This is a genomic window from Nocardia sp. NPDC050412 (assembly GCF_044458825.1).
Lineage (GTDB): Bacteria > Actinomycetota > Actinomycetes > Mycobacteriales > Mycobacteriaceae > Nocardia.
On record NZ_JBITIJ010000006.1, the window covers coordinates 294,500 to 308,359 of the forward strand.

15 protein-coding genes are annotated in these 13,860 nt (G+C 65.5%); 8 read left to right on the top strand and 7 right to left on the bottom strand.

The genetic code is table 11. The features are described 5' to 3' along the window. Nucleotides 1-209 precede the first annotated feature (209 nt). A complete protein-coding gene (locus tag ACIBI6_RS19095) occupies nt 210-482 on the top strand; it encodes a hypothetical protein (RefSeq protein WP_364358028.1) in 273 nt (90 codons plus the stop codon). Between the two features lie 112 nt (nt 483-594). Here ACIBI6_RS19095 and ACIBI6_RS19100 read toward each other — a convergent pair whose 3' ends face one another. Continuing rightward, on the bottom strand, nt 595-1,014 hold the full coding sequence (locus tag ACIBI6_RS19100; RefSeq protein WP_364358031.1) for a limonene-1,2-epoxide hydrolase family protein: 420 nt from the start codon (nt 1,012-1,014) through the stop codon (nt 595-597). Between the two features lie 89 nt (nt 1,015-1,103). Further along, nucleotides 1,104-1,850 carry a TetR/AcrR family transcriptional regulator gene (locus ACIBI6_RS19105; protein ID WP_396957236.1) on the bottom strand — a complete coding sequence of 249 codons (747 nt, stop codon included), beginning with the start codon at nt 1,848-1,850 and terminating at the stop codon, nt 1,104-1,106. A gap of 112 nt (nt 1,851-1,962) precedes the next feature. On the opposite strand from ACIBI6_RS19105, the gene ACIBI6_RS19110 reads away from it, so the two are divergent. The 3 genes from ACIBI6_RS19110 (at nt 1,963) to ACIBI6_RS19120 (ending at nt 5,342) form a co-directional block, all read left to right on the top strand. Beyond that, nucleotides 1,963-3,156: an FAD-dependent monooxygenase gene (locus tag ACIBI6_RS19110; protein WP_396957237.1), complete on the top strand. Its 1,194-nt coding sequence runs from the start codon at nt 1,963-1,965 to the stop codon at nt 3,154-3,156. Between the two features lie 114 nt (nt 3,157-3,270). Then, a complete protein-coding gene (locus ACIBI6_RS19115; protein ID WP_396957238.1) occupies nt 3,271-4,605 on the top strand; it encodes a hypothetical protein in 1,335 nt (444 codons plus the stop codon). Beyond that, nucleotides 4,605-5,342, top strand: coding sequence for an ESX secretion-associated protein EspG (locus tag ACIBI6_RS19120; RefSeq protein ID WP_364358043.1), 738 nt, complete (start codon nt 4,605-4,607; stop codon nt 5,340-5,342). Before ACIBI6_RS19115 ends, ACIBI6_RS19120 begins: the two co-directional genes overlap by 1 nt. Before the next feature lie 375 nt (nt 5,343-5,717). On the opposite strand, the gene glyA is transcribed toward ACIBI6_RS19120, so the two are convergent. Both glyA and ACIBI6_RS19130 read right to left on the bottom strand, forming a co-directional pair. Continuing rightward, on the bottom strand, nt 5,718-7,013 hold the full coding sequence (glyA, locus tag ACIBI6_RS19125; protein WP_396957360.1) for a serine hydroxymethyltransferase: 1,296 nt from the start codon (nt 7,011-7,013) through the stop codon (nt 5,718-5,720). Nucleotides 7,014-7,241: 228 nt separating this feature from the next. Continuing rightward, complete coding sequence (locus ACIBI6_RS19130) at nt 7,242-7,811, bottom strand: TetR/AcrR family transcriptional regulator (protein WP_396957239.1); 570 nt, start codon at nt 7,809-7,811, stop codon at nt 7,242-7,244. Nucleotides 7,812-7,977: 166 nt separating this feature from the next. On the opposite strand from ACIBI6_RS19130, the gene ACIBI6_RS19135 reads away from it, so the two are divergent. Together ACIBI6_RS19135 and ACIBI6_RS19140 are read left to right on the top strand one after the other, a co-directional pair. Further along, nucleotides 7,978-8,424, top strand: coding sequence for a PaaI family thioesterase (locus ACIBI6_RS19135; protein ID WP_364358049.1), 447 nt, complete (start codon nt 7,978-7,980; stop codon nt 8,422-8,424). Between the two features lie 13 nt (nt 8,425-8,437). Further along, nucleotides 8,438-8,887, top strand: coding sequence for a nitroreductase family deazaflavin-dependent oxidoreductase (locus tag ACIBI6_RS19140; RefSeq protein WP_364358052.1), 450 nt, complete (start codon nt 8,438-8,440; stop codon nt 8,885-8,887). Nucleotides 8,888-8,947: 60 nt separating this feature from the next. Here the strand turns inward: ACIBI6_RS19140 and ACIBI6_RS19145 are convergent, their stop codons facing one another. Further along, nucleotides 8,948-10,144: a DUF885 domain-containing protein gene (locus ACIBI6_RS19145; protein WP_396957240.1), complete on the bottom strand. Its 1,197-nt coding sequence runs from the start codon at nt 10,142-10,144 to the stop codon at nt 8,948-8,950. A gap of 176 nt (nt 10,145-10,320) precedes the next feature. On the opposite strand from ACIBI6_RS19145, the gene coaA reads away from it, so the two are divergent. After that, nucleotides 10,321-11,253 carry a type I pantothenate kinase gene (gene coaA, locus ACIBI6_RS19150; protein WP_364358058.1) on the top strand — a complete coding sequence of 311 codons (933 nt, stop codon included), beginning with the start codon at nt 10,321-10,323 and terminating at the stop codon, nt 11,251-11,253. An 87-nt stretch (nt 11,254-11,340) separates the two neighbouring features. Here coaA and ACIBI6_RS19155 read toward each other — a convergent pair whose 3' ends face one another. Further along, complete coding sequence (locus ACIBI6_RS19155; RefSeq protein ID WP_364358061.1) at nt 11,341-11,892, bottom strand: hypothetical protein; 552 nt, start codon at nt 11,890-11,892, stop codon at nt 11,341-11,343. A 207-nt stretch (nt 11,893-12,099) separates the two neighbouring features. Beyond that, complete coding sequence (locus ACIBI6_RS19160) at nt 12,100-12,888, bottom strand: isoprenyl transferase (protein WP_396957241.1); 789 nt, start codon at nt 12,886-12,888, stop codon at nt 12,100-12,102. 225 nt (nt 12,889-13,113) lie between these two features. Here ACIBI6_RS19160 and ACIBI6_RS19165 point away from each other — a divergent pair, with 225 nt between their 5' ends. Continuing rightward, nucleotides 13,114-13,776 carry a hemolysin III family protein gene (locus ACIBI6_RS19165; protein ID WP_364341384.1) on the top strand — a complete coding sequence of 221 codons (663 nt, stop codon included), beginning with the start codon at nt 13,114-13,116 and terminating at the stop codon, nt 13,774-13,776. Nucleotides 13,777-13,860: the final 84 nt, after the last annotated feature.

Genomic DNA, 13,860 nt, shown 5'->3' on the forward strand with positions numbered 1-13,860 from the left:
GACTTGCGTCAGATGCCACGAGGGCCGGGTGCCGGCCCCCTCGTACTGAGTAGCTCAGTCACGGTTCAGGACCTCCCGAACGAGCCACAACGACGCGGCCCGCACCAACGACGCTACCGCCGACTGCCCGGTCTCCGCTCGGGCACTGGTAGGCGTGTCCGTGAATTTGTCGTTAACCCCTGCTTCGTGTGCGAGATAGAGTCGCAGGTATGGCCGGTAACGAGGAGTTGGAGAAGCTGTCGTCCAAGGAGCTGCACGACCGTGCGGTCCGGCTCGCGGCGCGGCGCGGCGACATCAAATATCTGTGGCGGCTACTGAAGTCGATTCCGGCCGCCGAAGCCGCCGCGGGTGATCTCGGCGAGAGCGAGGCCGACATCAAGTACGTGCTGCCGATGATCGACGACTACATCCACGCGGGCGACGGCAAGATCGCCGAGATCCTGCGCCCCTACTACCTCGACTACCTCACCAAACACACCTGACTCCGCACACCCGGTCCTCGGCGAAAGCGCCGACGGCAGTCGAATGGCGGCTGGCGCGGCGGCCCGGAGCCACCATTCGACCACCGTCGGAAGCTGCCTCGAGTGTGCTGGATCAGCTGCGGGGCAACGCGGCGCGGACAAGTCCGACGGCGGTGCCGCGCAGGAAGTTCTCCCAGCTGAAGTGGTCATCCCACAGGATGATTCGGCCATCGCGCAGTTCGAAGGTGCCGCAGACCCAGAACGCGATCCGAAGCGGGCCCACGCGCAGGATGTCCGTGCGGTCGGTCAGCACGAAGTCGCCGTCGGCGGCGATGTGATGCATTTCAGCGGCGAAGCCGATGGTGTCGCGGTTCAGTCCGCGCAGTATCTTGCGCGTGAGGCCCCCGCCGACCGTCGGCAGTGAGGTGTTTTTCCAGACGACATCGGGGTGCAGGAGGTCCAGCGCCTCGTCGACGGCACCGATCTCGAGTGCGGCGAAGAACTCCCGCACCGTGGTGATCGCGTCCTGTTTCAGTTCCAGTTCGTCGGTCATGCCCTGAGCGTAAGCGGTGGCCTCGCATTCGCTCGCCCAAGCGCAACAGACTAATGACGGACTTCGTCCGGCTGCGCCCGATTGTGCCGCTACGGTCGGCCACGCTCCGCGATGAGGACACCCAGACCATCGAGAATTCGGTCGATGCCGAAGCTCAACGCATCGCCCGGGCCGCCGGTCGTGGGTGATGCGCCGGTGGCGGCGGCCTCCTCGGCGAAAGCGGCCGCGACCAGGGGAAAACGGTCACCGGCGGCGACCATTATCTCCGCGAACTGGCCCGCGATCTGCTGCGCCGTCTCCTGCCGACCCGCGGTCGTCACCTGCTGCACGAGGCCGCGGACGTGCCCATTGAGCAGCACGATGGTGTCCAGCCGCTCCGGCCCGGTCAACCCGGTGCCGTCGAGTGCGGTCAGCGCGGCGTTCACCCAGCCCATTTCATTGGGGCCGATCGCGCGCACACCGATGGTCAGAGTGATCGACCAGGGGTGTGCACTGTAGCGCTCGAAGATCGTCTCGGCCCAGCGGCGCAGTCCGGCCCGCCACCGCTCCTCGCTAGAATTCTGTTGCGCCGCAACGACATCCGGCGGATCCCCCATCGCGGCATCCACCATCAGCGCGGTGAGCTGTTCCTTGCCGGGTACATACCGGTACAGCGACATCTTGGTGAAGCCGAGACGTTCGGCCAGACGCTGCATAGACAGGTTCGCCAGTCCTTCGGCATCGGCGAGAGCGATGGCCTCCGCGACGATCCCCTCCAGTGACAGCGCGGGCTTGGGTCCGCGCTTGGGCCGCTGCTGGGTCCCCCAGAGCAATTCGACGGTGGTCGGTGCAGGCATTTCCACATCCTTACGCATTGCGTGTTGACAAGTAACTGTGTCCATCATACTCTAATTCGTGTCTAGCGGATACAGATTCCGTCGGACGCAGATATCGACCTCAGGAGACATCATGCGCAGCAAGACCGTTCTCATCTCCGGCGCGAGCATCGCCGGCCCCGCACTCGCCTACTGGCTGTCCCGCTACGGATTCGCCGTCACGGTGGTCGAGCGCGCACCGCAGCTGCGACCCGGCGGCCAGGCCGTCGACTTCAAGGGCGAAACGCACCGGGATCTGCTGCAACGGATGGGCATCCTCGAGGAGGTCTACGCACACCGGACCGGCACCACCGACACCGTGTTCGTCGACGACAACGGCGAGCAGCTGGCCTTCATGTCCGGTGATTTCACCGGCGGCGATGTGGAGATCCTGCGCGGCGATCTGGCTCGAATCATGTACGAAAAGACCTATCAGAGCTGCGAATACGTCTTCGGGGATTCGATCAGCGCGCTGACCGAGACCGATTCGGGCGTGTGGGTCGAATTCGAGAAGGGCGCGCCGCGCAGCTTCGATCTGGTGCTCGGGGCGGACGGAATCCATTCGCGGGTGCGGCGTTTGGCATTCGGGCCGGAGAAGGACTTCGTCCAGCACAAGGGGCACTACTACTGCGTCGCGGGTGCGAGCCCGTGGGCCACCAGACCCGAAGGCGAACCCGAGCGCGCGACCGCATTCGGCCACAACGCTCCGGGTCGGCTGGTCATCACCGGCGGGCCGAAGGCACAGCAGCTGTACATGTTCGTCGCTCCCGAACTCGACTACGCCCGTGACGATGTCGCGGCTCAGCGGCGGATCGTGCGGGACGCCTTCGCCGGTATGGGCTGGCAGGTGCCGCGGATGCTGTCGGAAGTGGAGGAATTCGACGATTTCTACCTCGATGCGATCGCCATGGTGCGGCCGATGAAGAGCTACGCCTGCGGGCGGATCGCACTGGTCGGCGATGCCGGATACGGAAATACACTGGCGGGCTTCGGCACCGGCGCGGCAGTGGTCGGCGCGTACGTGCTCGCGGGTGAACTCGCCATCGCCGAGGGCGATCACACGGTGGCCTACGGCCGCTACAACGAGATCATGCGCAAGTACACCAAACTCGCGGACTCGGCGGACGCCGGTCGGTTCCTGTGCCCGAAGACCGCGCGCGGCATCAGGTTCCGCAACTGGTTCCTCGGTTCGAAGGGGATGGCCATGATGGAAAAGATGTCCGAGAATGCCAAGACCGTGGACCTGAAGGACTATCCGGCGCTGGTCAGCGCCGCGGATGCGCACTGAGCGGCCGACCGGATGGTCTGGCGTGGCGAGATCGGCTGTGTTTCGATGGAACCGGGGCGGGGCCGAGTGCGTCTATAAGGTCAGACGGCACTGACGGAAGGGGCTGGCTCGGCCATGACAGCACAGATGGACGGCCGCGCGATCACCAATCCCGAGAACGCGCAGAATTTCTCGCACGCGGAGATCAAACAGGCGGCCGACCAGATGAATCCGGGCGGACTCGACGGCGCGTTCGATGCCTGGGCGGCCATCGCGGCAGCGGTGACCAAGGCTGGACAGCAGTTCGAAACCGCGATTCAGCAAGCGGTGGACCAACATTGGGAGGGTGCGGCAGCCGACCGGGCGGTGCGCGGCATTCGGGAGTATGCCGCGCGGGTCGGTGAGCTGGGCGAGTCGCTGGATCAGCAGTCGACGCCGCTGTCGGCGGCGGCGAGTGCGGCGGGGCGGTTCAAGGTGGCGGTGCCGTCGGTGGTGGACAGCTCTGGGCCGGAGCTGCGGAATTCGCAGGAGGAGCAGGCTCGAGATGATATGAGTACCTTTTATATCCGGCCTTATGGATGTACGGCGCCGTTGCTTCCTACGTTGCCGGCGCCGGTTGATCCGATTTCTGGGGTGTCAGGGGTGCTGGGGGCTTTGCCGGGCGGGGATTCCGGGTGGGCTGCGGATACGAGCCCAGCGGAAGGCACCGGCAAGGGTGGGAATTCCGGCAAGGCAGACGGGATCGCTGGAGATACAGCCAAGGCGGAGGACACCAACGGGGCCGAAAATACCGGCAAGGCAGACGGGACCAACGGGGCCGAAAATACCGGCAAGGCGGAAGAGACCAGCGGGGCCGGGAACACGGGTAAGCCAGCGGACACCAGTAAGGCCGGGGATCCGAACGGGAGCGGAGACACAGTCAAGACGGAGCGGCCCGGTCAGGCTGAAGCTGCTGCCCCACAAACTATTTCGTCAGCTCAGAACGGTGACTCGTCGACAATGCCCGCCTCCGCTATGCATACATCCCCGACCTCGACGATCCCCTCGGCGGCCGGTACACAGATTTCACCGAGCACCGTCACCTCCGCTGGGATCACACCGGGTACCTCGACCTCGACGGGTACTTCCCCGAGTCCCGGTGGTGCGCTTAGTCCCGGTAGTGCGCCTAGTCTCGGCGGTGCACCCAATCCCGGTGGTGTACCCGGCACCGGTGAGACTCCGAGTCCTGGCAAGTCGGTGCCCGGTACTACACCGGGAGCGACGGCGACTCAGCCCACCACCAATACGCCGAGTCGGGTGGGCGCGACGGGTACCGCCGGATACTCCGGGATGCTTCCGCCGGGCGCGCGGCCCGGACGGGGTGAGGACGGTGAACACAAGTCGGCTAAGTACCTGCGCACCGAGGAGCACGGCGAGGAGTTGATCGGCGAAGTGGAGAAGACCGTGCCGCCCGTACTCGGAGCGCAATGATGACGCAGTGGACCTTGTCCGCCGAGCAATTCGCGGCGGCCTGGTTCGGCACCGGCCTGGATCGCATGCCCTTTCCGTTTCGCTTCACCAGCCGCTTTCCCGGACTCCACGAATATCGTGCCTACCAGCGCCAATTCCGTGCGGAACTGGCCCATGACGACAATGCTTCGCTGCAGCGCGCCATCGGTGTGCTCGCCAAACCCGAGTGGCGTATCGAACTGTTCGGCGTCGATAACTCCCGCGGCGCGATCGAACTGCGCGCCATCGGCTGCGCCACCCGCACCGGACCGGGCGTCATCGCACAGCAGGCGCCCGCACCGGATGGCGGCAAGGTTCGGCTGCGGCGCGTCCGCGTCGACCAACTAGCCGCCGAACTGATCCGCCTGCTCCCCGACCCACCACCCGGCACCGCAGCCGAAAAGAGTTATCTCCTCGACGATCTCAACGACGACCGCCCCGACCCCTTCGGCAACTCACCTTCCCGCGCCGTCCAGGACCGCTACCGCCGCTTCTGGCGCCAACCGTGCGCGACCAGCGGCACCGTCACCGTCCTGGTCGGCCCCCGCAATGCCGAGCCCCTTCGCACCGGAAAACTCCGCTGGATCGACACCAATGCCGGCCGCTACTGCGAAGTCCCCGCCAACCGCGCCCTCATGATCCGCCCCGCCACCAGCACCGACATCACCCGCTACCTCGATGACTCGATCGTCCGAGCCAAAGCCCGCGTCGACCAGTAGTACTCACAGGCCGAGGCAGGGCCGAACGCGTGCAGTCACGGACTAGAGCAGCCTGCGACAGCACGAGCGGATACGTGCGCGGAGGCCAACGGCCGCGCATAGCAAACCGCAGGCCTGGTCCCGAACACCACCGTCCACATCCTCGAACCCGGCAATCCGCTACCCCCTCCTGAACCATCGCGCATCCGATGCCGTCGAAGCGGGTGACGCCGGACTGATCTCACCCGAGGGGTGCCGCCGCGGAGCAGGACCAGGATAGCGTTCGGCCGAGGAGGAGCGCTTTCGGTTGTGCCCCGAAAGAATTCGCCTGGGAACCCCCGCACCCAAACAAATACCGTTGATACGCAGCCGGATTCCCAGGCGAATAAGACAGGCTCAGCCGAGCAGGTGCCAGTCCTCGAGGCCGTTGTAGAGCGGCAGGTCCCGGGCCAGTTTGGTAACGCGGGCACGCAAGGTGTCGACATCGGAGCCCCCAGCCAGTGCGGTGGCGATGATGTCGGCGACCTCGGTGAATTCGGCATCGCCGAAGCCGCGGGTGGCCAGGGCGGCGGTGCCGATGCGCAGACCGGAGGTGACCATCGGCGGGCGCGGGTCGAACGGAACGGCGTTGCGGTTCACCGTGATTCCGATTTCGTGCAGCAGATCCTCACCCTGCTGACCGTCGATCTCGGAGTTGCGCAGGTCGACGAGCACCAGGTGCACATCGGTGCCGCCGGTGAGGACGCTGATGCCCTTGTCCTTGACATCCGCGCCGCCGAGCCGCTCGGCCAGAATCTTCGCGCCGGACAGGGTGCGCTCCTGGCGCTCCTTGAATTCGGCACTCGCCGCGATCTTGAACGCGACGGCCTTGGCGGCGATCACATGCATGAGCGGGCCACCCTGCTGACCAGGGAACACCGAGCTGTTGAGCTTCTTGGCGTACTCCTGCTTGGCCAGGATCAGACCGGAGCGCGGACCGCCCAGGGTCTTGTGCACGGTGGAGGACACAACATCGGCGTAGGGCACCGGCGAGGGATGCAGACCGGCCGCGACCAGACCGGCGAAGTGCGCCATATCGACCCACAGCTTCGCACCGACCTCATCGGCGATCTCCCGGAACGCCGCGAAGTCCTGATGCCGCGGGTATGCCGACCAGCCGGCGACGATCACCTTCGGGCGCGAGCTGAGCGCGGTCTTGCGCAACTCCTCCATATCGATGCGGTGGTCTTCCTTGCTGACCCCGTAGGAGTGCACCTCGTAGAGCTTGCCGGAGAAGTTCAGCCGCATGCCGTGGGTGAGGTGACCGCCGTGCGCGAGGTCCAGGCCGAGCAGCCGGTCGCCCGGCTCCATCAGTGCCATCAGCACCGCCGCATTGGCCTGTGCGCCGGAATGCGGCTGCACATTGGCGAATTCGGCGCCGAAGAGTTCCTTGGCGCGGTCGCGGGCGAGGGTCTCGACGACGTCGACGTGCTCGCAGCCACCGTAGTAGCGACGGCCCGGGTAGCCCTCGGCGTACTTATTGGTGAGCACGCTGCCCTGCGCCTGCAGCACCGCGCGCGGCACGAAGTTCTCCGAGGCGATCATCTCGAGGGTGTCGCGTTCGCGGGCGAGTTCGCCTGCCATCGCGGCAGCGAGCTCCGGATCGAGCTCACCGAGGGATTGGGTATTGACAGAGGCGGTCGTCTGCGTCACCTGGCCGAGTCTATTGGCCGTCCGCGCCGCGCCGATCAGGGGGTTCTGTGTCTCGGTATGCATCGCAACCTCCGTGGTCCGGGTGCCCCGGAGTGCGCACCCCGAGGCCATGAGCCCGGCACCCAGGCGCGCGGTGCGGGGCGAGGGTGCTTCCCGGTGGTTGCTTCCACCTCGAGTGCGCCAGTCGCGGTCCAATCATCTTATCGGTGGGTCGGGGGCCGAGACCCGTCAAGCCCCGGGTACGGCGGACCGCAACAAGGCGGTGAGGTGCACTTGCGCGTCGTCGAGCGGCCGGGTGGATTTCAGCGCCCGCGATTGGATGATGGCCCCTTCCAGCGCACTGATGACGAATCCGGCCAGCGACCGCGCCTGCTCGGCCGATAAACCCTTGTCGCGCAAGCCGTTCGCGAGTTGGTCGGTCCAGTCGGAGAAAACGGTGCCCGCGGCGGCCTGCACCCGCGGTTCGGCTTCGGCGAGTGCGGCGCCGACGATCGGACAGCCCGTGGTGAACGCGGACTTTTCGAGCGTGTGCCGCCACCAGCCGACGAGCGCGGCGATCCATTGCTCAGTGGTTCCGGATCCGGTGATCTTGTCGGTTACCGCGGCGAGACGCGCACCCGCCGTCCTGGTCGCGACCTCGACCAGCTCGCTCTTACCGGATGGAAAGTGCTGGTAGAGCGAGTTGCGGGAGGCACGGCTGCGTTCGAGCAGAGTGGCGAGCCCGGCAGCGTGCACGCCCTGTTCGCGCACCAGCTCGATGGCTCCCTCGATAAGCCGGTCGCGCGGACCCAAGGTCATCGCCATCCTCCTTGCCCATGCTTGCGTGAACCGATCGGTCCATGCTGCAATTATGACAGATATGGACCGATCGGTTCATCGAAAGGACGGGGTTCATGAGCGAGCGAAGAATCAACACAGCCGCCTGTGCGGTCGTGACGGAGCCGAGCGCCAGCGAGGTGCGGTCATGACCGCACCGACCGATCTGTCGCAGCTGCCGGGACTCGAACTACTGCGCACCGCGATGACGACCGACTCCCGGCCCCCGTTCATCGGCGACCTGCTCGGCCTGGAGGTCCAGGAACTCGAGTTCGGCAAGGCGGTCTTCGGGCTGCGGACCCGGCCCGATTTCGCCAACCCGCTCGGCACCACGCACGGCGGCATCTGCGCCACCCTGCTCGATTCGGTGATGGGCTGTGCGGTGCACACCACCCTCGATGCCGGCGTCGGCTACACCACGCTGGAACTGAAGATCAACTACATCCGCGCGGTACCCACCGACGGCCGTCCCCTGATCGCGACCGGCACCACCATCCACGTCGGCCGCACCACCGCGACCGCTGAGGGTCGCGTCGTGGACGACCAGGGCAAGTTGGTCGCGCACGGCACCACGACCTGCGTCATATTCCGCTGAAAGGAGCACAGCTATGACTGAACGCAGCACAGCAGCAGCCGTGCGCAAGTTCCGTCGAGAACGGTTCATCGGGCACTATCTCGTCAATCCCGCTGTCGGACTGCTGGATCGGATCGGCATCCGCTCCACGATGCTCGCCGAACTGGAGACCATCGGCGCCAAATCCGGTCAGCCGCGCCGCGTGCCGGTCACCGTCTCCATCGATGACGAGGGCGCATGGCTGATCTCCCAGCACGGCCATCGCGCGGGCTGGGCCCGCAATATCGCCGCGAATCCGCAGGTCCGGCTGCGCCAGGGTAAGCGCTGGTACACCGGGACCGCGGCCTTCGTCCCCGATGACGATGTGACCGCCCGCGCCCGCACCTTCGCCAAGAGCCACGCCGCCGAATCGGCCACGGCATGGACGATCAAGGCACTGGAATCCGACCCCATCTCGGTGCGCGTCACCTTCACCGCCGCCTGAGGATGTGTCTCGCGCTCACCGGATGGATCACGGACCAGGCGGCCGCGCAGTCACCAGTAATCACATGGCGCGAAGGGCGCCAGGGGTGAGGGGTTCGTCGAGCAGGCGACGGAAGCGGTCGGCGCGGTCATCGGCGTCGACGGCGCTGTCCAGCCAGCTGCCGAGCAGGCGGTAGCCCTCGACGTAGGTGCTGATGTAGGCGCGCCAGAGCGGCGAGGACAGGAAACGCAGCGATTGGCGGGCGCGTTCCTGTGTGGTCAGGCCCCAGCGCCGCAGGAATTCGGCGACCTCGTCGGCGTCGCGGCGCCGGTCGTGCAGCAGCAGTGCGGCGTCCTGCCTGACCCCGAGCAATTTCGCCGAGGCATTCGAAAGCTGTTCGGCGCGTTCACCTTCGAAACGCAACCCCAGATCGGCGTAGATTTCCTGCGCCCACTTCCCCCAACCAGGTCCGACGATCGAGCGCAGCGCCAGATCCGCCAGCCCCTCCGCCATCAGGCACTGGGGGGTATTCACCAGGAACAGCGTCTGCTCGGCCTGGCCGTTGGCGACCAGACCGGCCTCCTTGCGGCAATGCTCGGTGTGATGCCCCGGATAGGCCTCGTGCGCGATGAGACCGGGCAGATGCGCCATATGTTGCTGGAGATCGGAATTGATCGCCACCCGGGAGTGGTAGTTCCCCAGGTAGTAATTGAAGCCGGACCATGGCTTATCCCCCACCACCTCATAGGTGACGTGCTCGTGGTCGGGAAGCGGATAACGCTCGCGCACCCGTTCCCGCAATGCACTCGAGAACGCCTCGACGCACACGCTCAACCGCTCCGGCGGAACCTCATCGGCCTTGCGGAATGCGGTCACCCGCTCGGCGAGCGGACCGTCACCGGGCAGCACCTCGTCCATCTGGCGGTGCGCGTCGCGGTAGTCCTCGACGTCGCCGGGTGCGATATCGACATCGAAGTACGCGCGCACCTCGTCGACGAACCCGATATCGTCCCCGGCGAACTTGCGACCGGAACATTCCAACGCGCGCAGGTGCACATCGAGGAATTCGGTCCGCTGCCGCGGCAATCCGGCCGCGGGAAGTTCCGCACGCAAGGCCGCCGCCCGCCGCGCCAACTCGCGCGGCTCGGGAGCGGGCGCGTTCTCCACCTCGCGACGCAACCCCGGATCACCGGTATAGGCGTCGACGAACCCTTCCTCGAGTCGGTCGAATGCCAAGCCGAGTCGCAGGTACTCGGTCACGAGGGGATGCGCTTCCATGACCGCCGACATTAGCCGCTGAGGGCCATGTCATCGACCGGATACCACCGGTATCGGCACCCCGCGTTTCACACGATGTTGACGCAGAGCAGAATTCGGCTATGCGAGAGCTGGACCGAATCTCATACAGTCGGCGCGCGACGTATGCGTGTTTGTCTGAACGGAGTGTCGGGTAAGTGGCACGAATGAGCGAGCCGAGTCCCTATGTGGAATTCGACCGAAAACAGTGGCGGACCCTGCGTAAATCGACTCCCTTGGTGCTCACCGAGGAAGAACTGATCGGTCTTCGCGGCCTCGGCGAACAGATCGATCTGGAAGAGGTCGCCGAGGTCTACCTCCCGCTCGCTCGCCTCATCCACCTGCAGGTCGCCGCACGTCAGCGGCTGTTCGCCGCGACTGCCACCTTTCTCGGGGAGACCCATCCCGATCAGCAAGTGCCATTCGTGATCGGTGTCGCGGGCAGTGTCGCGGTCGGAAAATCAACCACCGCGCGCGTACTACAGGCCCTGCTCGCGCGGTGGGATCACCATCCGCGTGTGGATTTGGTCACAACCGACGGATTCCTATATCCCACCGCGGAACTGACCCGGCGCGGCATCATGCACCGCAAGGGTTTTCCGGAAAGTTATGACCGCCGCAAACTTCTGCGCTTCGTCACCGAGGTGAAATCCGGTGCGGCCGAAGTATGTGCGCCGATGTATTCACATATCTCCTATGACATCGTGCCGGGCAAGTTCCACTGCGTGACTCAACCCGACATTCTCATCGTGGAGGGTCTCAATGTGCTGCAGACCGGTCCGCGGTTGATGGTCTCGGATCTGTTCGACTTCTCGATCTACGTCGACGCGCGCATCGAGGACATCGAGAACTGGTACGTGCAACGGTTTCTCACACTGCGCGAGACGGCCTTCGCCGATCCGAACGCGCATTTCCACCATTACGCGGGCTTCACCGACGACCAGGCGACGGCCGCCGCGAAGGAGATCTGGAACTCCACCAACCGGCCCAATCTGGTGGACAACATTCTGCCCACCCGTCCGCGCGCGACGCTGGTGCTGCGCAAGGACGCCGACCACAGCATCAACCGGCTGCGGTTGCGCAAGCTTTAGCCGTAGCGACTGCTTGCAGGCGGTAGCGACTGCTTGCAGGCGGTAGCGACTGCTTGCAGGTCGCTCGCAACGGTCAGCTCGCAACGGTCACAGCTTCCAGGCCGCATCCAGCCGGGCGGCGACATCGATATCGCGCACCGCGGCGATATGCGGTTTGCGGATTTCGGTGGCGAGATAGCGCGCCACGAAGCGCCGGATCTCGTGATCGACGCTGGCCAGGATGCGCAGCAGCTGTCCGCGTTTGGTGGCGGTGGCCACATTGATGCGGACATCGCTCGGACGCGGTTCGGCGATATCGATGATGACGCGCAGCGGCTCGGCGGTGCGCACGGTCAAGTGCAGGTGGATATTGCCGTCGATGTGGAAGCGATGCCGGTCGACGGCGAGATCGAGCAGCAGATCGACCTCGAGCGGGATGACCAGTTCAAAGGCGATGACCTCGTCGACGAACCGTTGCAGCTTCGGCTCCCCGAGTTGCACCTGCGCGGCGACCTTCGCCAACTTGGCCGGCCCGACACCGATCGGGCCGAAATCGAAGGCGGCACCGGTCAACTGGTCGAATGCACCCGAGATGCGCTGCTCCGAGGCCGCGTATTCCAGAAAGCGCCGACCGAATTCCTCATACCCGATATAGGACATGTCCCCATCCACCCACCGCAGGTTCACTTTTCGGCGCCAACTCGCATCGCCGACACGACCACAACGGAGCGAGTCTTACGAGCGAGGAGTTCGCGGCCCGTCTCGCGTCCGAGCCGTCGAAGCGCATGCGCCGAAGGCGCGAGTCTCGACGGCTCGGACGCGAGACACCAGGGGGCCGCGAACACGCGGCGCCGCAGGCGCTGCAAATTAGACACCGAACCGGCGATGTCGAGCGGCGTAGTCGCGTAAGGCGCGTAGGAAATCCACCCGCCGGAATTCCGGCCAGTACGCCTCGGTGAACCATATTTCCGAGTATGCGCTCTGCCACAGCAGAAACCCGGAAAGCCGCTGCTCACCGGAGGTTCGGATGACCAGATCGGGATCGGGCTGACCGGAGGTGTAGAGGTGCTGGCCGATGGAGTTCACCGATATCGACTGGACCAGATCCTCACCGGTCTCCCCCGCCGCGATCTCCTGGCGCACCAACTTGCGGACCGCATCCGCGATCTCCTGCCGACCGCCGTAGCCGACTGCGACGTTCACGTGCAAACCGTCGCGTCCGCTGGTGCGTTCTGCCGCGGTGCGCAGCCGCTTGGCTACCAGCTCCGGGAAGCCGTCGAGCGTGCCGACGATGCGCACGCTCCAGTTCTGTTCCGGTGCCGACAGCTCCTCGACGACATCGGTGATCACCTCGAACAGGGTCTCCAGTTCGTCGGGATCGCGCTGCAGATTCTCGGTGGACAGCAGATACACGGTCACCATCTCGATGCCCTCGTCCGCACACCAGCCGACAAGTTCGGCGATTTTCAGCGCGCCGACTCGATGTCCGTGGCTCACATCGGTGAAACCGTTTTCTCTGGCCCAGCGCCGATTACCATCGCACATCACCGCGACGTGCCGAGGATGTTGTTTGCCGGCCAGCTGCTTGGACAGCCGCGCCTCGTAGATGCGGTATGGCAAACCACGCACCTGACTCGGAAGCTCCACGGCGACCAACCCTACGCCTCAGCGGCGTGATCCCGGCATCGACTGTGTTCGATCGCGGCGTTCACGGTGCCCTCCGTGGTTACGCTCCGCTGCCGCCTCCGGGCCCGTCGCTCACGCCGCGGGTTTCCGCGTACAGTGACGGGAGGCCACAACTTACGGTACCGTAAGTTACTGACGGGTATCACTAGGAGGTAACTTGTGTCCGAAACGGCTGGCGCGACCGATACGACACCGGTGGCGATCCCGAACTCGTCAACGCTGCTCAAGCCGCGGATGCGGGGCTGGATTCACACCTGGGCTGTGGGCATCGCGGCAATCGCGGTGCTCGTATTGGTCTTGAAGGCCGCAACCGTCTCAGCGACGGCAGGTTGGTCCACCCTCATCTATGGGCTGACCGTGTGCGGGTTGTTCGGTATCAGCGCCGTCTACCACCGGGTGACCTGGGCGACCACAAAGGCACGCATCCAGATGAAGCGCGCCGATCATTCGATGATCTTCCTGTTCATCGCGGGCAGCTATACACCGTTCGCATTACTCGGCCTGCCCGGACGGACCGGACAGATACTGCTGCTCGTGGTGTGGCTGGGCGCGCTGGCCGGGGTGGCATTGAAACTGTTGTGGCCGACCGCTCCCCGCTGGGTCGGGGTGCCGCTGTATCTGCTGTTGGGTTGGGCGATCGTGCCGGTGGCCGGACAGCTCAATACGAATATCGGGATCGCACCGCTGATCCTGCTGCTCATCGGCGGTCTGGTCTACAGCGGTGGCGCGATCCTCTACGCGACCAAATGGCCGAACCCTTGGCCCATGGTGTTCGGCCACCACGAGTTCTTCCACGCGGCGACCGTGCTCGCCGCGCTGTGCCACTACGCCGCGATCTGGTTGGTCGTCTTGCGCTGAGAGCGTCTGGGCATCCCGACACAGGGGTGCCCTGCTCTGACCCGGGTGCCCGGACGGAACATCGTGGACATGCCGAATTGCCCT